The 16,116-nt window shown below is 61.8% G+C and carries 16 protein-coding genes; 7 read left to right on the top strand and 9 right to left on the bottom strand.

Features of this window, described 5'->3' with window-relative positions; translation table 11 throughout:
- Nucleotides 1-93 precede the first annotated feature (93 nt).
- Both AB7933_RS21480 and cysS read left to right on the top strand, forming a co-directional pair.
- Nucleotides 94-1,794 carry a glutamine--tRNA ligase/YqeY domain fusion protein gene (locus tag AB7933_RS21480; RefSeq protein WP_024076225.1) on the top strand — a complete coding sequence of 567 codons (1,701 nt, stop codon included), beginning with the start codon at nucleotides 94-96 and terminating at the stop codon, nucleotides 1,792-1,794.
- Between the two features lie 20 nt (nucleotides 1,795-1,814).
- Nucleotides 1,815-3,203, top strand: coding sequence for a cysteine--tRNA ligase (gene cysS, locus AB7933_RS21475; protein WP_024076224.1), 1,389 nt, complete (start codon nucleotides 1,815-1,817; stop codon nucleotides 3,201-3,203).
- 107 nt (nucleotides 3,204-3,310) lie between these two features.
- Here cysS and AB7933_RS21470 read toward each other — a convergent pair whose 3' ends face one another.
- A complete protein-coding gene (locus tag AB7933_RS21470; RefSeq protein WP_024076223.1) occupies nucleotides 3,311-3,874 on the bottom strand; it encodes a dihydrofolate reductase family protein in 564 nt (187 codons plus the stop codon).
- A gap of 146 nt (nucleotides 3,875-4,020) precedes the next feature.
- On the opposite strand from AB7933_RS21470, the gene lepB reads away from it, so the two are divergent.
- Both lepB and AB7933_RS21460 read left to right on the top strand, forming a co-directional pair.
- Complete coding sequence (gene lepB, locus AB7933_RS21465) at nucleotides 4,021-4,689, top strand: signal peptidase I (RefSeq protein WP_024076222.1); 669 nt, start codon at nucleotides 4,021-4,023, stop codon at nucleotides 4,687-4,689.
- 180 nt (nucleotides 4,690-4,869) lie between these two features.
- Nucleotides 4,870-5,652, top strand: a complete 783-nt coding sequence (locus tag AB7933_RS21460; RefSeq protein ID WP_024076221.1) for an SDR family oxidoreductase — start codon at nucleotides 4,870-4,872, stop codon at nucleotides 5,650-5,652.
- On the opposite strand, the gene AB7933_RS21455 is transcribed toward AB7933_RS21460, so the two are convergent.
- Nucleotides 5,649-5,978 carry a winged helix-turn-helix transcriptional regulator gene (locus AB7933_RS21455; RefSeq protein ID WP_024076220.1) on the bottom strand — a complete coding sequence of 110 codons (330 nt, stop codon included), beginning with the start codon at nucleotides 5,976-5,978 and terminating at the stop codon, nucleotides 5,649-5,651. The two genes, AB7933_RS21460 and AB7933_RS21455, sit on opposite strands and share 4 nt — an antisense overlap.
- 112 nt (nucleotides 5,979-6,090) lie before the next feature.
- On the opposite strand from AB7933_RS21455, the gene AB7933_RS21450 reads away from it, so the two are divergent.
- Complete coding sequence (locus tag AB7933_RS21450) at nucleotides 6,091-6,549, top strand: HIT family protein (RefSeq protein ID WP_024076219.1); 459 nt, start codon at nucleotides 6,091-6,093, stop codon at nucleotides 6,547-6,549.
- Nucleotides 6,550-6,675: 126 nt separating this feature from the next.
- On the opposite strand, the gene AB7933_RS21445 is transcribed toward AB7933_RS21450, so the two are convergent.
- The 7 genes from AB7933_RS21445 to AB7933_RS21415 all read right to left on the bottom strand — a co-directional run bounded on the left by AB7933_RS21445 (nucleotide 6,676) and on the right by AB7933_RS21415 (nucleotide 14,109).
- Nucleotides 6,676-7,014, bottom strand: a complete 339-nt coding sequence (locus AB7933_RS21445) for a Na+/H+ antiporter subunit G (protein WP_024076218.1) — start codon at nucleotides 7,012-7,014, stop codon at nucleotides 6,676-6,678.
- Nucleotides 7,011-7,289, bottom strand: coding sequence for a K+/H+ antiporter subunit F (locus AB7933_RS21440; protein ID WP_024076217.1), 279 nt, complete (start codon nucleotides 7,287-7,289; stop codon nucleotides 7,011-7,013). The genes AB7933_RS21445 and AB7933_RS21440 overlap by 4 nt, the downstream gene beginning before the upstream one ends.
- Nucleotides 7,286-7,774, bottom strand: a complete 489-nt coding sequence (locus AB7933_RS21435) for a Na+/H+ antiporter subunit E (protein WP_024076216.1) — start codon at nucleotides 7,772-7,774, stop codon at nucleotides 7,286-7,288. Before AB7933_RS21435 ends, AB7933_RS21440 begins: the two co-directional genes overlap by 4 nt.
- Nucleotides 7,771-9,447: a monovalent cation/H+ antiporter subunit D gene (locus tag AB7933_RS21430; RefSeq protein ID WP_024076215.1), complete on the bottom strand. Its 1,677-nt coding sequence runs from the start codon at nucleotides 9,445-9,447 to the stop codon at nucleotides 7,771-7,773. Before AB7933_RS21430 ends, AB7933_RS21435 begins: the two co-directional genes overlap by 4 nt.
- The gene (locus AB7933_RS21425; protein ID WP_007986256.1) at nucleotides 9,444-9,788 is read right to left on the bottom strand and encodes a Na+/H+ antiporter subunit C; all 345 of its coding nucleotides are present in this window, start codon (nucleotides 9,786-9,788) and stop codon (nucleotides 9,444-9,446) included. The genes AB7933_RS21430 and AB7933_RS21425 overlap by 4 nt, the downstream gene beginning before the upstream one ends.
- Nucleotides 9,788-12,709, bottom strand: coding sequence for a monovalent cation/H+ antiporter subunit A (locus AB7933_RS21420; protein WP_024076214.1), 2,922 nt, complete (start codon nucleotides 12,707-12,709; stop codon nucleotides 9,788-9,790). Before AB7933_RS21420 ends, AB7933_RS21425 begins: the two co-directional genes overlap by 1 nt.
- Before the next feature lie 470 nt (nucleotides 12,710-13,179).
- Nucleotides 13,180-14,109: a DMT family transporter gene (locus AB7933_RS21415; RefSeq protein WP_024076213.1), complete on the bottom strand. Its 930-nt coding sequence runs from the start codon at nucleotides 14,107-14,109 to the stop codon at nucleotides 13,180-13,182.
- Between the two features lie 92 nt (nucleotides 14,110-14,201).
- Here AB7933_RS21415 and AB7933_RS21410 point away from each other — a divergent pair, with 92 nt between their 5' ends.
- Together AB7933_RS21410 and AB7933_RS21405 are read left to right on the top strand one after the other, a co-directional pair.
- Nucleotides 14,202-14,765, top strand: a complete 564-nt coding sequence (locus tag AB7933_RS21410) for a helix-turn-helix domain-containing protein (RefSeq protein WP_024076212.1) — start codon at nucleotides 14,202-14,204, stop codon at nucleotides 14,763-14,765.
- A 154-nt stretch (nucleotides 14,766-14,919) separates the two neighbouring features.
- Entirely contained in the window at nucleotides 14,920-16,116 is a 1,197-nt protein-coding gene (locus AB7933_RS21405; protein WP_024076211.1) for an SfnB family sulfur acquisition oxidoreductase, read from the top strand.

Genomic DNA, 16,116 nt, shown 5'->3' with positions numbered 1-16,116 from the left:
GTGCTCTGTCAGGTGGTTGACAGCATCGGCTATGATATCGCCTTTGTTTTATCTGGCCCCACCCGGCCACGAACCTGTCTGTTCAAGGATCCTATGAGCAAGCCCACTGTCGACCCTACCTCGAATTCCAAGGCCGGACCTGCCGTCCCGGTCAATTTCCTGCGCCCGATCATCCAGGCGGACCTGGATTCGGGCAAGCACACGCAGATCGTCACCCGCTTCCCGCCAGAGCCCAACGGCTACCTGCACATCGGTCACGCCAAGTCGATCTGTGTGAACTTCGGCCTGGCCCAGGAGTTCGGTGGCGTCACGCACCTGCGTTTCGACGACACCAACCCGGCCAAGGAAGACCAGGAATACATCGACGCCATCGAGAGCGACATCAAGTGGCTGGGCTTCGAGTGGTCCGGTGAAGTGCGCTACGCCTCCCAGTACTTCGACCAGTTGTTCGACTGGGCCGTCGAGCTGATCAAGGCCGGCAAGGCCTACGTCGACGACCTGACCCCGGAGCAGGCCAAGGAATACCGTGGCACCCTGACCGAGCCAGGCAGGAACAGCCCGTTCCGCGACCGTTCGGTAGAAGAGAACCTCGACTGGTTCGCCCGCATGCGTGCCGGTGAGTTCCCGGACGGTGCCCGCGTGCTGCGCGCCAAGATCGACATGGCTTCGCCGAACATGAACCTGCGCGACCCGATCATGTACCGCATCCGTCATGCCCACCACCACCAGACCGGTGACAAGTGGTGCATCTACCCCAACTACGATTTCACCCACGGTCAGTCGGACGCCATCGAAGGCATCACCCACTCCATCTGCACCCTGGAGTTCGAGAGCCATCGCCCGCTGTACGAATGGTTCCTGGAGCACCTGCCGGTACCGGCGCACCCGCGCCAGTACGAATTCAGCCGTCTGAACCTGAACTACACCATCACCAGCAAGCGCAAGCTCAAGCAACTGGTGGATGAAAAGCACGTGCATGGCTGGGACGACCCGCGCATGTCGACGCTGTCGGGCTTCCGCCGTCGCGGCTACACCCCGGCGTCGATCCGCAATTTCTGTGAGATGGTCGGTACCAACCGCTCCGACGGCGTGGTCGACTACGGCATGCTGGAGTTCAGCATCCGCCAGGACCTCGACGCGAACGCGCCGCGTGCCATGTGCGTGCTGCGCCCGTTGAAAGTCGTGATCACCAACTACCCGGAAGACAAGGTCGACAACCTCGAGCTGCCGCGTCATCCGCAGAACGAAGCACTGGGCGTGCGCAAGCTGCCGTTCGCGCGTGAAATCTACATCGACCGCGATGACTTCATGGAAGAGCCGCCAAAAGGCTACAAGCGCCTGGAGCCGAACGGCGAAGTGCGCCTGCGCGGCAGCTACGTGATCCGTGCCGACGAAGCCATCAAGGACGCCGATGGCAACATCGTCGAGCTGCGTTGCTCCTACGACCCGGAAACCCTGGGCAAGAACCCTGAAGGCCGCAAGGTCAAGGGCGTGATCCACTGGGTGCCGGCCGCTGCCAGCATCGAGTGCGAAGTGCGTCTGTACGATCGCCTGTTCCGTTCGCCGAATCCTGAAAAGGCCGAAGACAGCGCCAGCTTCCTCGACAACATCAACCCTGACTCCCTGCAAGTGCTCACCGGTTGTCGTGCCGAGCCATCCTTGGGCGACGCACAGCCGGAAGACCGTTTCCAGTTCGAGCGCGAAGGCTACTTCTGCGCGGATATCAAGGACTCGAAACCAGGTCAGCCGGTATTCAACCGTACCGTGACCTTGCGTGATTCGTGGGGCCAGTGATTCTGTTTTAAGGAACTGTCGTGCTAACGATCTACAACACACTCAGCAAGACCAAAGAAGTCTTCAAGCCGCTGGATGGCAACAAGGTGCGCATGTACGTGTGCGGCATGACCGTGTACGACTATTGCCACATCGGCCACGGTCGCAGCATGGTTGCCTTCGACCTGGTGACCCGCTGGTTGCGTTTCAGCGGCTATGACTTGACCTATGTGCGCAACATCACCGACATCGACGACAAGATCATCAACCGCGCCAACGAAAACGGCGAGTCGTTCGACGCGCTGACCGAGCGCATGATCGCCGCCATGCACGAGGATGAGGCGCGCCTCAACATCCTCAAGCCGGACATGGAGCCGCGTGCCACGGACCACATCCCTGGCATGCACGCGATGATCCAGACCCTGATCGACAAAGGCTACGCCTACGCCCCAGGCAATGGCGACGTGTACTACCGCGTCGCCAAGTTCATGGGCTACGGCAAGCTGTCGCGCAAGAAAATCGAAGACCTGCGCATCGGCGCGCGTATCGAAGTCGACGAAGCCAAGCAGGATCCGCTGGACTTCGTGCTGTGGAAAGGCACCAAGCCCGGCGAACCAAGCTGGGAATCGCCATGGGGCGCCGGGCGTCCGGGCTGGCACATCGAATGCTCGGTGATGTCCACCTGCTGCCTGGGCGAGACATTCGACATCCATGGCGGCGGCAGCGACCTGGAGTTCCCGCACCACGAGAACGAAATCGCCCAAAGCGAAGCCGCCACCGGCAAGACCTACGCCAACGCCTGGATGCACTGCGGCATGATCCGCATCAATGGCGAGAAGATGTCCAAGTCCTTGAACAACTTCTTCACCATCCGCGACGTATTGGAAAAGTACCACCCGGAGGTGGTGCGTTACCTGCTGGTATCCAGCCACTACCGCAGCGCCATCAACTACTCGGAAGACAACCTCAAGGACGCCAAAGGCGCCCTGGAGCGCTTCTACCACGCGTTGAAAGGCTTGCCCGCCGTTGCACCGGCTGGCGGCGAAGCATTCGTGGCGCGGTTTACCGAAGTGATGAACGACGACTTCGGCACCCCCGAAGCCTGCGCCGTGCTGTTCGAAATGGTGCGCGAGATCAACCGCCTGCGCGAGAGTGATCTCGACGCAGCGGCGGGCCTGGCGGCGCGCTTGAAAGAACTGGCCAGCGTCCTGGGCGTGTTGCAGATGGAAGCCGACGACTTCCTGCAAGCCGGCGCCGAAGGGCGTGTGGATGCGGCTGAGGTCGATGCGCTGATCCAGGCGCGTCTGGCGGCTCGTGCCAACAAGGACTGGGCGGAATCCGACCGTATCCGTGACCAACTGACCGCGATGGGCGTGGTGTTGGAAGACGGCAAAGGCGGGACGACGTGGCGGTTGGCGGACCAGGCTTGATCAGCAAACCCTGAATAAAAAACGCCCCGACTGGTTCGGGGCGTTTTTTTTGCGCCCTGTTTTTAGTGAGCGGCTCACCCGATCCAGTGTGGGAGGGGGCTTGCCCCCTATTGCGCGGTGCGAGAGCCTGCTGCCACTTGATATCGACTCTGCACAAAACCATTGTCCGACACGTACGTTCCGACGTGGTGGAGCTCATGCTCACTGCCAACCTGACTGAATAGCGGGATCCCTTGCCCGAGTAAAACCGGGATACGGGTAATGATCAGCTCATTGATCAGGCCCGCTTCAAGAAACGCCTGGATCGTTTGGCCACCGTCGATATAGAGATGCTTCATGCCGCGCTCAGCTAACGCCGCCACGAGTGTGGTTGCATCTCCCGCCATGACCTCGACCTTGCCCTCCAGATGTGCAGGGATTTGCAGCGGCTGATGAGAGAGCGCGATGACCGGTGTACCCTCATAGAGCCACTTGGGGAAGGACACTACTTTCTCCAGGGTTTTTCGGCCCATCACCAGCGCATCGACCGTGGCGATAAAGCGTTCATAGGTCATGCCTTTCAACTCAGCGGTTTCATATTCCGGCCGGAGCAACCATTCGATATCACCGTCTGGACGGGCAATAAAGCCGTCGATGCTGGCGGCGATAAAGACAGAACATTTGATCTCCATGGTGGACACTCCTCTTTATGCGCTGGACGCAACGACAGTCAACGGGGGCTTTTAGCCTGGCGCTAATGTTAATTTAATCTTTGCGTGTAACAACCGAGCGGCGATAAAGATAGCCCTTACGCCCCCTTTCTGCCGTGCGAGGATGTATGCGAAGTTGGTTGATCCGTTACCGTTACGCAATTATTTTCTGGTTGTGCTTCGGCGTTTTCCGTACATCCCTGGCCGACTGGAATCCCATTCCCTCTGGCTCTATGCGCCCGACATTGCTGGAGGGCGATGTGGTGTTGGTCAATCGCGTGGCCTACGACCTCAAGCTGCCGCTCACGGACATCTCCCTGGCCAAACTCGATAACCCCCAGCGCGGCGATGTGGTGACGTTCTCGTCGCCCAAGGATGGCATGCGCCTGATCAAGCGCATCGTCGGTATTCCCGGTGACACCCTGGAAATGAAGGATGAGGTGTTGTGGGTCAACGGCGTGCCTGCCACCTACAGTGACGCGCAGGACATCAGCGAACCCATCCTGCCCGGCCATACGGTGCCAGGAATCAAGCTGACCGAACGGGCGGCCAACCGTCAGCGCACGGTGCAGTTTATGCCGACGGTGCGGGCACTGCGCAATTTCGGGCCGGTGGTGGTGCCGGCCGACAGCTATTTCATGCTGGGGGACAATCGCGATAACAGCGATGACTCCCGGTACATCGGTTTTGTGCCGCGTCGGCTGTTGATCGGGCGGGCACATCATGTGCTGGCATCGGCGCAGATCCTGGATCACTGGATGCCACGCCTGAACAGATTTGGCGCACCGATTCTGTAAGGACAAGCCCCCATTGCCCTTTTAGGAGCTGGCAAGCCGACTCCTACAGTTGGGTGTGTTACGAGGCCCCCTGAATCCAGACACTAACTTTTGGGTTAGCCCATTACCTTTTCGTGCGTTCTTGTGGGCTATCCGCCCGGTTCCTATCCTGCGGTCTTCGTTTATCCAGGAGTAGGTTCCATGAGCTTTGATCTCGGACTAAAAGGCCTTCGTGCGCTGGTCACCGGTGGCACCAAAGGTATCGGCGCCGCCGTGGTGGCGGTGTTGCGTGAACAAGGCGCCCAGGTGATTTCGGTCGCGCGTTCGGCGGCGGATTCGACGCCCGAAGGCGTGCATTTCATCGCTGCCGACCTAGGCACTGCCGCCGGTTGTGCGAGTGCTACTGAGGCGGTGAAGGCTCGGCTTGGCGGCGTCGATATCATCGTCAATGTGCTCGGCGGCTCAAGCGCGCCCGGCGGTGGTTTTGCGGTGCTCGATGATGAGCAGTGGGCGAATGCCCTGGGCCAGAACCTGATGGCGGCAGTGCGGGTGGATCGGGCGCTCCTGCCTGGGATGCTCGCGCGCGGCGCCGGGGTGATTATTCATGTCACGTCGATCCAGCGGGAGTTGCCGTTGCCGGATTCGACCACGGCGTATGCCGCTGCAAAGGCAGCATTGGCGACCTACAGCAAGAGCCTGTCGAAAGAAGTCACGCCCAAGGGTATTCGGGTGGTGCGGGTTTCGCCGGGCTGGGTGGAGACGGACGCGGCGGTAGCACTGGCGGAGCGCCTGGCGGAGCAGGCGGGAACGGATTACGAGGGGGGCAAGCAGATCATCATGCAGGCGCTCGGCGGTATTCCGCTTGGACGGCCGGCCAAGCCTCAGGAGGTGGCTGACTTGATCGCCTTCCTGGTCTCGCCCCGCGCCGCGTCGATCAGCGGCACCGAGTACGTGATCGACGGCGGCACCGTCCCTACGGTCTAATTCGTCGGTTTGGCGGCTTGCCATTTGAGCAGGCCATCCAGTACCGGGCACAGGCTCTGCCCCCACTCGGTCATACGGTATTCCACCTTGGGCGGCACCACTGGGTAGACCGTGCGCTGTACCAGGCCATCGGCTTCGAGCTGGCGCAATTGCTGGGCGAGCATCTTTTGCGAGATATCCGGGATCAGTCGCTCAAGGTCGGAATAACGCTGCACCTGGCCGCCGAACAGGTGGAACAGAATGATCAGCTTCCAGCGCCCGCCAAGCCAGGCGAGCGTGGTTTCGACGTCGGCGGCGGCGGTGGCAGGGGTGTAGGTTTTACTCATCGCATACGTCCTAGGACATTTCGGAAAGTTGCCATTTGTTTTGACGTCCGCCGCAGCCTGGCTTTAGATGGTCGACACGACCAAACCCACGATGAAACCAGCGGTGATTCAAATGGATTGTATCTTCTGCAGCATTGTTCAAAAGACCTCCCCAGCGCACATTCTGTGGGAAGACGACCAGCATATGGCGTTTCTTTCGATCTTTCCCAATACACCGGGTTTCAGCGTGGTAATCCCAAAGCAGCACTACGGCAGCTATGCGTTTGCGCAGTCGGATGAGGTGTTGGCCGGGCTTGCCGTTGCAGCGAAGAAAACCGCGCTTCAGATCGACCGTGCGTTTCCCGATGTGGCCCGTACGGGGATGATGCTGGAAGGGTATGGGGTGGATCATCTGCATGCGAAGCTGTTTCCCATGCATGGGACTGGGCAGGACAGTACGTTCAAGCCGTTGAGCTCTAAGGTGGATAAGTTTTTTGAGGCATATGAGGGCTATATCTCTTCCCACGATCATGTGCGGGCCGATGATAAGGGGTTGGCGGAATTGGCGGCGCACATCAGGTCTTTTGCCTAGCGCCAATCCAAATGTGGGAGGGGGCTTGCCCCCGATAGCAGTGGGTCAGCTACAGGTGAGCTGACTGATCCACCGCCATCGGGGGCAAGCCCCCTCCCACAGTTTTGACCGTGTTTTCTATAGGGATCAACGGCGGCTGCTGACTTCGGCGGGTACATCATCGCCAGCCATGCGCTTGCGAAACAACGCCGTGCGCGCCAGCAGCAGGGTGGTCACCGGCACGGTGATCGACAGCAAAATCGGAATCAACCAGCCGTGCAGCACCGGTCCGGACTTGAGCCCCGAAAAATAGATAATCGATGCCAATGCCACACTCCACGCGCCCAGCGTCGAGGCCAGTGCCGGCGGGTGCATGCGCTGGAAGAAGTCTTTCATGCGCAGCAAGCCAATCGCGCCGATCAGTGCGAACACGCTGCTCAACACCAACAGTACCGCGACGACGATTTCCATCCATAACGGCATCATTCAATCACCTCCCCACGCAGCAGGAATTTCGCCAGGGCAAATGAGCCGACGAAGCCGAACAGCGCAATCAGCAGCGCCGCTTCAAAGTAGGTGTCGCTGGCATAACGAATACCCAGCACCAGCATCATCAGCATGGCCAGGATATACAGGTAGTCCAGCGCCAGTACCCGGTCCTGGGCCGAGGGGCCTTTGAACAGGCGGATCAACGTCAGCACCATGGCCAGGGAGAACAGGAACAGGCTGAACAGGATCGCATTGGAGAGCAGGGGGCTCATTCGAAGATCTCCATCAGGGGCCGTTCGTAGGCGTGTTTGAAGTGCTGGATAAACTGCGCGTCGTCATCCAGATCGAACACGTGCAACAGCAGGATGCTGCGGTCCAGGGCCAGTTCGGACCAGACGGTACCGGGCGTCACGCTGGTGATCATTGACAGCACAGCCAGCCCATTGGGGTCGCGCAGGTCCAGGGGGATTTTGACGAAGCGCGAACGCGGTGGTCGCGAGCCGCACACCAGCACCCCCCAGGCCACCTGCAGGTTGGAGATGATCACGTCGCGGCCGACCAGAAAGAACAGGCGGATGATCACCCCAGGGCGGCGGATGCGGATCGGCAGCGGACGCAGTGGCGCCATCAGCAGCGGCGCGAGAAAGCCCAGCAGTGCCCCTAGCAGCAGGTTGCCGGGGCTGACGGACAGGTTGAGTACCAGCCACAGCACCCACAACGCCAGCGACAGCCACGGGGCAGGGAACAGGCGCTTCATGGTTGCACCTCCAGCGCGGCGCGGGCTTCGGGGCTGGGTATCGGGCGCTGGGCCATGACGGCCATGACGTAGCGTTCTGGGTTGTTCAGGCTCTTGGCGATGTCCAGGGTGTAGTTCATCAGCGGTTCGGCCTTGAACGTCAGCACGACGCTCAAGCCCAGCAGGAAGAAAATCGGCAGGCATTCGAAGCGGCGCAGCAGCGGCGAAGGGCGCTCTTCCGGGGTCCAGAAGCGCTGGATGCCCAGGCGGGCGAAGGCCATCAGCGATGCGAGGCCCGACAGGATCAACAAGGCGGCCAGGCCCCAGGCAGCCGGGCGAATCGGCTCATCAATGCTGAACCAGAGGCCGATCGGATTGAGCAGCGCACTCAGCAGGTTGAGTTTGCCGATAAACCCCGACAACGGGGGCATGCCGATAATCAGCAGGGCGCAGGCAATAAAGCTCAGGCCGAGGAACGCCATGGTCCAGGGAATGACCTGGCCGACCACGGCTTTCTGTTCGTCATCGAGGTTGACGCCTGGCCGTGGATGCAAGGACTCCATGGCTTTGGGCAGCGCATCGATTTCTTCATCCAAAGGCAGGTCGTTGGCCGAGCGCGATCGCTCGATCAGTTCCGCCAGCAGGAACAGGGCACTCAGCGCCAATGTCGAGCTGACCAGATAGAACAATGCGCCTGCCGTCAGGCTTGGCTGGGCGAACCCCACCGCTGACAGCAGGATGCCGGCCGATACCAGAATGCTCAGACTGGCCATGCGCTCCAGGCGCTGCGCCGCCACCATGGCCAGTGAGGCGCAGATGATCGTGGCCATGCCGCCGTACACCAGCCAGTCGCCGCCGAACAGTGCCGACGCGCCGGCCTGGCCAGAGAACAGCAGGGTCCACAAACGCAGCACGGTGTACACGCCGACCTTGGTCATGATCGCGAACATCGCCGCCACCGGCGCGCTGGCCGAGGAGTAGGCGGGTGCCAACCAGAAATTCAGCGGCCACATGCCCGCCTTGGCCAGGAATGCGGTGGCGAGGATCGCCGCGCCGGCATGCAACAGGCCGCGATCGGCTTCCGGCACCAGCGGGATTTTCAACGCCAGGTCGGCGAAGTTCAGCGTGCCGGTGACGCCATAGACCATCGCCGCGCCGATCAGGAACAGCGACGAGGCCAGCAGGTTGATCGCGATGTAATGCAGCCCCGACGACACCCGTGCGCGCCCCGAACCGTGCAGCATCAAGCCATAGGACGCGGCCAGCAGCACTTCGAAGAAGACGAACAGGTTGAACAGGTCGGCGGTCAGGAAGGCACCGTACAAGCCCATCAACTGAATCTGGAACAGCGCATGGAAACTGGTGCCGGCACGGTCCCAGCGGGCCATGGCAAACAACAGCGCGCTGACGCCGACGATGCCGGTCAGCACCAGCATCAGCACCGATAACTTATCCGCCACCAGCACGATGCCGAACGGCGCTTGCCAGTTGCCCAGCAGGTAAACCACCACCGCATCGCTACTGCCGTGCATCCACCCCATCAGGAACACCGAGAGGCCGAGGCCGAGCAGGGTCGAGAACAGGTTGATACGGGCCTTGAGTGGCCGGCGCTTTTCGCCAAGCATCAGCATCAATGCCGCGGTCAGCAGGGGCAGCAGGATCGGCGCGGCGATCAGGGAGTACGCCAGGTTCATTCCTTGGGCTCCCGGCCGTCCACATGGTCGGTGCCGGTCAGGCCCCGCGATGCCAGCAGCACCACGAGGAACAACGCGGTCATCGCGAAGCTGATCACGATCGCCGTCAGCACCAGTGCCTGGGGCAGGGGGTCGGTGTAATGCAGCAGGTCTTGCGGCACGCCGTCCTTGATGATCGGCTCCTTGCCGATAAACAGGCTGCCCATGCTGAAGATGAACAGGTTGACCCCGTATGACAGCAGGCACAGGCCCATCACCACCTGGAACGTCCGTGGCCGCAGGATCAACCAGACGCCCGAGGCAGCCAGGACCCCAATGGCAATTGCAATGACTTCTTCCATCAGGCGGCTCCTTCCGTTGCGGCAACCACTTTGGCCTGGTTGCTCGGTTTATGGGCCCGTACCGACTGGTGACCGAGGGCGGTGAGCATCAACAGGGTCGAGCCGACGACCATGGCGTACACGCCGACGTCGAAGAACAACGCGCTGGCGATATGAATGTCGCCCAGCACCGGCAAGCTGAAATGCCACGTATGGGTGGTGAGGAATGGGTAGCCGGCAAACAACGCACCCAGCCCGGTGAGGGTCGCCGAGAACAGCCCGAAGCCCATCCAGCGCATCGGCCGCAAACTCATCTGCGCCTCGACCCACTGGGTGCCGGCGACCATGTATTGCAGGATAAACGCCACCGACATCACCAGCCCGGCGACAAACCCGCCGCCCGGTTGATTGTGGCCGCGCATGAACAGGTAGAACGACACCACCAGCGCAATCGGCAGCAGCAGGCGCACCAGCACTGCCGGCACCATCATGAAGCCCAGGGCGGTGTCGCTGGCCTGGCGCGGGTTGACCAGGTCGGTGGCCACGTCCGGCGCCAACTGGCGCTGTTGCGGCGGCAATTCCATGCTCTCTTTTGACGGGCGGAAGCGCCGCAGCAGGGCGTAGACGGTCAGCGCGACGGCGCCGAGCACGGTGATTTCGCCGAGGGTGTCGAAGCCGCGGAAGTCCACCAGCATCACGTTCACCACGTTGCTGCCACCGCCTTCGGGCAGGGCGCGGCTGAGGTAAAACGATGAGATGTCGTTAGGCGTCTGGCGCGTCAACATCGCGTAGGACAGCAGCGCCATGCCGCCGCCGACCACGGTGGACAGCAGGAAGTCGCGCAGGCGCCGAACGCGTGCCTTGCGCAGCGAGCTGGGCAGTGGCGAGACTTCTTCGATCCGCCGAGGCAGCCAGCGCAGGCCCAGCAGGATCAGCACGGTGGTGACCACTTCGACCACCAGTTGCGTCAGCGCCAGGTCCGGCGCCGAGAACCACACGAAGGTGATGCAGGTCATCAGGCCACACACGCTGACCATGGTCAGGGCGGCCAGCCGATGGTACTTGGCTTGCCAGGCAGCGCCCAGGGCGCAGGCAATCGCCAGCAACCACAGGGTCACGAACACGATGGAGCCCGGGATCTTCGGCCGGTCGCCCCAGCTGAGGCCGCTGTTGATCACGGGGATCATGCCGCCGATCACGGCCACCAGCACCAGCAGGAACAATTGGGTCTGCAGGCGCTTGGTGCTGATGCGTTTCTCGATCTTGCGCACGCCGCGCATCATCACCACCAGGCTGCGTTCGAAGCCGCGCTTGCCGTTGAAGTAGCTGATGATTGGCGGGTATTTGAAGCGGCCACGCTTGAGTTGCTTACGCAGCAGCAGGTACAGCACCACACCGCCGGACATGGCCACCAGGCTCATGATCATCGGTGCATTCCAGCCGTGCCAGATCGCCAGGCTGTACTCCGGCAGCACGCCGCCGACCACCGGCAGCGCGGCGGCAGCGAGGATCGAACCGACCACTTGGGCCGGGAAGATACCCACCAGCAGGCAGGTAAACACCAGCAGCTCAACCGGCGCGCGCATCCAGCGCGGCGGCTCGTGGGGTGTGTGCGGCAGGTCGGTGGCGGCCGGACCGAAGAACACATCCACGGTAAAGCGCAGGGCGTAGGCCACGCTGAACGTACCGGCGATGGTCGCGATCATCGGCAGGGCGATTTCCACCCAGGCGGTTGCCGAGATAAACACGGTTTCGGCGAAGAACATCTCTTTGGACAGGAAGCCGTTGAGCAACGGTACGCCGGCCATGGATGCACTGGCCACCATCGCCAGGGTCGCGGTAAACGGGATCAAGCGCACCAGGCCACTGAGTTTGCGGATGTCCCGGGTGCCGCTTTCGTGGTCGATGATGCCCGCCGCCATGAACAGCGAGGCCTTGAAGGTGGCGTGATTGAGGATGTGGAACACTGCTGCGACGGCGGCCAGCGGGCTGTTCAGGCCAAGCAATAAGGTGATCAGCCCGAGGTGGCTGATGGTGGAGTAGGCCAGCAGGCCTTTGAGATCATTCTGGAACATGGCGCAGTAAGCGCCGAGAAGCAGGGTAATCGCGCCGGCACCGCCGACGATATAGAACCATTCTTCGCTGCCGGACAGCGACGGCCACAGGCGGGCCAGCAGGAACACGCCGGCCTTCACCATCGTCGCCGAGTGCAGATAGGCTGAAACCGGGGTGGGCGCTGCCATCGCGTGGGGCAGCCAGAAGTGGAACGGGAACTGCGCGCTTTTGCTCAGCGCGCCAATCAGCACCAGGGCCAGCATCACCGGGTACAGGGAATGCGCACGTATCTGATCACCCGCCGCCAGCACCTTGTCCAGGTCATAGCTGCCGACGATATGCCCCAGCAGCATCACGCCCGCCAGCAGGCACAATCCACCGGCGCCCGTCACCATCAACGCCATGTACGCACCGCGCCGTGCATCAGCGCGGTGGTGCCAGTAGCCGATCAACAGGAACGAGAACAGGCTGGTCAGTTCCCAGAAGAACACGATCTGGATCAGGTTGCCGGAAATCACCAGGCCGAGCATGGCGCCCATGAACGCCAGGAAAAACGCGAAGAAGCGCGGCACCGGATCGTCCGGCGACATGTAGTAACGCGCATACAGCGACACCAGCGTGCCGATGCCGAGCACCAGCATCGAGAACAGCCAGGCGAACCCGTCCATACGCAAGACGAAATTCAGGCCGAGGCTGGGCAACCACATGAATTCTTCGCGGATCACGCCACCGTGGGCGATCTGGGGGTAGAGCAGGGCGACTTGAACGGTTCCGACCAGGGCCACAAGGCCAGCCAGCAGGGATTCGGTGTTACGTGCGTTATGCGGCAGCAAGGCCGCCAGACAGCTGCCAATGAAAGGCAGAAGCAGTAGAACTATCAGGGACATAGGCTTCTAATCTGCAGGAGTTTGGGATGCATCATACGTGCCGCTTTCGTGATCACCAAACGGCAAGATGTGGCAGGATCCTACAAGATAGGTCGAATAATCCCATTTGGCAGTGTTTCGGACCTGATCGCTCCCCTGTGGCTGCTGTGGCTGCTGTGGCAAGCGGGCTTGTTGTGGCGAGCGGGCTTGCCCCGCGTTGGGCTGCGAAGCAGCCCCAAAACACAGCCCCGGGAGCAGCCTGGCACACCGCAGCGTTCTTATTGGGGCTGCTGCGCAGCCCAACGCGGGGCAAGCCCGCTCGCCACAACAGGCCCGCTTGCCACAGCAGGCCCGCTTGCTACAACAAGCCTGCTTGCCACAACAAGCCTGCTTGCTACAACACACCCGCTTGCCACAGTTACCGTGTTCCTCCTTGACAGACTGGCATCAGGGCTTGCCCGCGTTAGGTTGCTTCGCAGCCCCCAGCTGCCTCAATTCTGACGCTCTTGCTCCAACGCCTCTTCCAGCGCCTGCGCCTTTTGCCCGCGCGTCTTCATCTCGCTCACAATCACCGCCACCACAATCAACGCCGCCCCCAGCATCGCAATCGGCGAGAACCGCTCGCCAGCGATCCGCCCCACAACGCCTGCCCACACCGGTTCCCCGGCATAGATCAACGTGGCCCGTGTCGGCGAAACGCTCTGCTGCGCCCAGTTCATTGCGACCTGGATCACCGCACTGGTCAGGCCCAGGCCCACGGCGCTGAACAGCAGCAGCCAGGAGAACCCCGGCAACGCTTCGCCCATCGGCACCACCATCAGGAACGACAGCAGCGACGCCGTTGCCAGTTGCACCACGGTCACCCGGCGTACGTCTACCTGCCCGGCAAACGCACTGATCAAAATGATCTCGGCGGCTATCGCCACCGCACCGATCAAGGTCGCGATCTCCCCAGCGCTGAAATTCAGCGATGCCCCAGCCGGCCCGGTCAACAACATCAACCCGGCAAACGCCAGCATGATGCCAATGCTCGGCATCAACCCCGGACGACGGCCCAGCACCAGCCATTGCAGCAACGGCACAAACGGCACATACAGCGCGGTAATGAACGCCGATTGGCTGCTCAAGATCGTCTGCAGGCCAATGGTCTGCAAGCCATAGCCGAACATGATCGCCACGCCGATAAACACGCCCGCCTTCAGTTCGAACAACGTCAGGTCGCGTAAGGTCCGCAAGGAAAAGAACCCCACCACAACCGCCGCCGCGGCAAAGCGCAGGCCCACGAAAAACATCGGCCCGCTGACGGTCATGGCGTGTTGCACCAGCAAAAACGTGCCGCCCCAAATCATCGTGATAAACACCAGGATGCATTCGGCTTTGCTGAAGCGGTTGAAACGCGGGGAGGATTTCGGGGTGGTCATGGCGGCTCGGTCTTGCAAGGGAAAGGCACGGACCGCACAATGCGCCGCACGCTGGGCAGTATACTGCGCACACCCACCCATTGAGCAATATAGTGCACAAAGAAAATCCACAACGGGCTTCGGTCCTGCAGCACGTCAGCCAGAACGTTCGTCGCCTGCGTCATGCTGCCGACATGAGCCAGACTGCGCTTTCGGAAAAGTCCGGGGTCAGCCGGCGCATGCTGGTGGCCATCGAAGCGGGGGAGAAGAACGTCAGCCTGTCCACCCTCGACCGTGTGGCCGAAGCGCTGGATGTGGCGTTCAGCGACCTGATCCAGGCGCCGGATGTGCGCGATCACAGCCGCATCAACGAGCTGGCCTGGGCCGGCGAAATCGACGGCAGCAAGGCGGTGTTGCTGGCCAAGGCCACGGCGCGGCGTGAGGTCGAATTGTGGGAGTGGCGCCTTGAGCCGGGTGATCGCTATTGCCCGGACCCCGACCTGGAAGGGTGGAGCGAGCAACTGTTCGTCTTCGAGGGCAGCCTGACGTTGGTGGTCGGCGACCAGGAAAACACCATCGGTGCCGGCGAATTCTTCATGTTCGCCAGCCACCAGCCCCATGCCTATCGCAATGACGGCCACGTTGCCGTGCGCTTTGTGCGCAATGTGGTGATCTAACTGTTTGCCAGCCAACAGTGGATGGACACTTTGCTGGTTTGAAACCGCGGTTGCGCGCCCGTATACGCAGCAACCCACTGATTTTACTGACGATTAAATTCAGGCACGACTCCTGCAATCACTCCAGCATCCCCTCGGAGCCTGGAGTCGGCCCATGTCTGCCCACCCTCAACACCCTGCCCATATCATCCGCTCGGACGCGGAAGCCATCGAGGTCGCCCGGCGCCTGGCCGAACGCTTTGCGGTCGACGCCAGTGCGCGCGACCGTGAGCGGCGCCTGCCGCTTGCCGAGCTTGACGAGTTTTCCGCCAGCGGCTTGTGGGGCATCACCGTTCCCAAAGCCTACGGCGGCGCGGAGGTGTCCTATGTGACCGTGGCCGAGGTGATCAAGTTGATCTCCGCTGCCGACCCTTCACTGGGGCAAATCCCACAGAACCACCTGGGCGTGGTGGATATCCTGCTGCAAACCGCCACCGAGGAACAAAAGCGACACTACTTCGGCAAGGTCCTGGCCGGCTACCGTTTCGGCAATGCGTTCTCCGAGGCCAAGAGCAAAAACGCCGGCACCTTCGATACCCAGATCCGTTTTCACGGCGACACCGCGCAGATCAATGGCGAGAAGTTCTACTGCACCGGTGCGCTGTTCGCCCATCTGGTGCCCACCGTTGGCAATAACGAGCACGGCCAGGCGTTTATTGCCTTGGTTGAACGCGATGCGCCAGGCCTCACCGTTATCGACAGTTGGGACGGCTTCGGCCAGCGCACCACCGCCAGCGGCGGCGTGACCCTCGATGGCGTAACCGTGCCCCTCAGCGCGGTGATCCCCGCTCACCAGGCCTTCGATCAACCCACCGCCAACGGCCCGATTTCACAGATCATCCAGGCGGCGGTCGACACCGGTATCGCCCTGGGCGCCCTTGAACAAGCCAAGATCTATGCGCGCCAGGCGCGACCCTGGATCGACAGCCAGCAGGATCACGGCTGGCAAGACCCGTTCACCATCGCCGCCATCGGCGATCTGGAATGGCGTGTGCACGGCACCGAAGCCATCCTCGCCAAGGCCGGCAAGGCTGTGGACCTGGCCCTGGCCGAACCGAATGAAGACACCGTCGCCAACGCTTCACTGATCGTCGCCCAGGCCAAAGTCCTGTCGGCCGAAACCGCGTTGCTCGCCAGCAGCAAGCTCTTCGAACTGGCCGGCACCCGCTCCGTCACCGGCAAACATAACCTTGACCGCTTCTGGCGCAACGCACGCACCCACACCCTGCACGACCCGGCCCGCTGGAAATACCACCTGATCGGCAATTTCGTGCTCAACGGCGTGAAGCCCGCGCGCCACGCCTGGAACTGA

Origin of the sequence: Pseudomonas gorinensis (genome assembly GCF_042015035.1) — a bacterium.
In the GTDB taxonomy this organism is placed as follows: Bacteria; Pseudomonadota; Gammaproteobacteria; order Pseudomonadales; family Pseudomonadaceae; genus Aquipseudomonas; species Aquipseudomonas gorinensis.
Note: the sequence above shows the minus strand (reverse complement) of the source record. Positions and strands in the feature narration are given on the sequence as shown.

Coding starts and splice junctions, on each gene's coding strand:
- AB7933_RS21480 (WP_024076225.1), top strand. CDS start 94: ATGAGCAAGCCCACTGTCGACCCTACCTCGAATTCCAAGGCCGGACCT.
- AB7933_RS21470 (WP_024076223.1), bottom strand. CDS start 3,874: ATGGAGATCAAATGTTCTGTCTTTATCGCCGCCAGCATCGACGGCTTT.
- lepB (WP_024076222.1), top strand. CDS start 4,021: ATGCGAAGTTGGTTGATCCGTTACCGTTACGCAATTATTTTCTGGTTG.
- AB7933_RS21460 (WP_024076221.1), top strand. CDS start 4,870: ATGAGCTTTGATCTCGGACTAAAAGGCCTTCGTGCGCTGGTCACCGGT.
- AB7933_RS21455 (WP_024076220.1), bottom strand. CDS start 5,978: ATGAGTAAAACCTACACCCCTGCCACCGCCGCCGCCGACGTCGAAACC.
- AB7933_RS21450 (WP_024076219.1), top strand. CDS start 6,091: ATGGATTGTATCTTCTGCAGCATTGTTCAAAAGACCTCCCCAGCGCAC.
- AB7933_RS21445 (WP_024076218.1), bottom strand. CDS start 7,014: ATGATGCCGTTATGGATGGAAATCGTCGTCGCGGTACTGTTGGTGTTG.
- AB7933_RS21440 (WP_024076217.1), bottom strand. CDS start 7,289: ATGAGCCCCCTGCTCTCCAATGCGATCCTGTTCAGCCTGTTCCTGTTC.
- AB7933_RS21435 (WP_024076216.1), bottom strand. CDS start 7,774: ATGAAGCGCCTGTTCCCTGCCCCGTGGCTGTCGCTGGCGTTGTGGGTG.
- AB7933_RS21430 (WP_024076215.1), bottom strand. CDS start 9,447: ATGAACCTGGCGTACTCCCTGATCGCCGCGCCGATCCTGCTGCCCCTG.
- AB7933_RS21425 (WP_007986256.1), bottom strand. CDS start 9,788: ATGGAAGAAGTCATTGCAATTGCCATTGGGGTCCTGGCTGCCTCGGGC.
- AB7933_RS21420 (WP_024076214.1), bottom strand. CDS start 12,709: ATGTCCCTGATAGTTCTACTGCTTCTGCCTTTCATTGGCAGCTGTCTG.
- AB7933_RS21415 (WP_024076213.1), bottom strand. CDS start 14,109: ATGACCACCCCGAAATCCTCCCCGCGTTTCAACCGCTTCAGCAAAGCC.
- AB7933_RS21405 (WP_024076211.1), top strand. CDS start 14,920: ATGTCTGCCCACCCTCAACACCCTGCCCATATCATCCGCTCGGACGCG.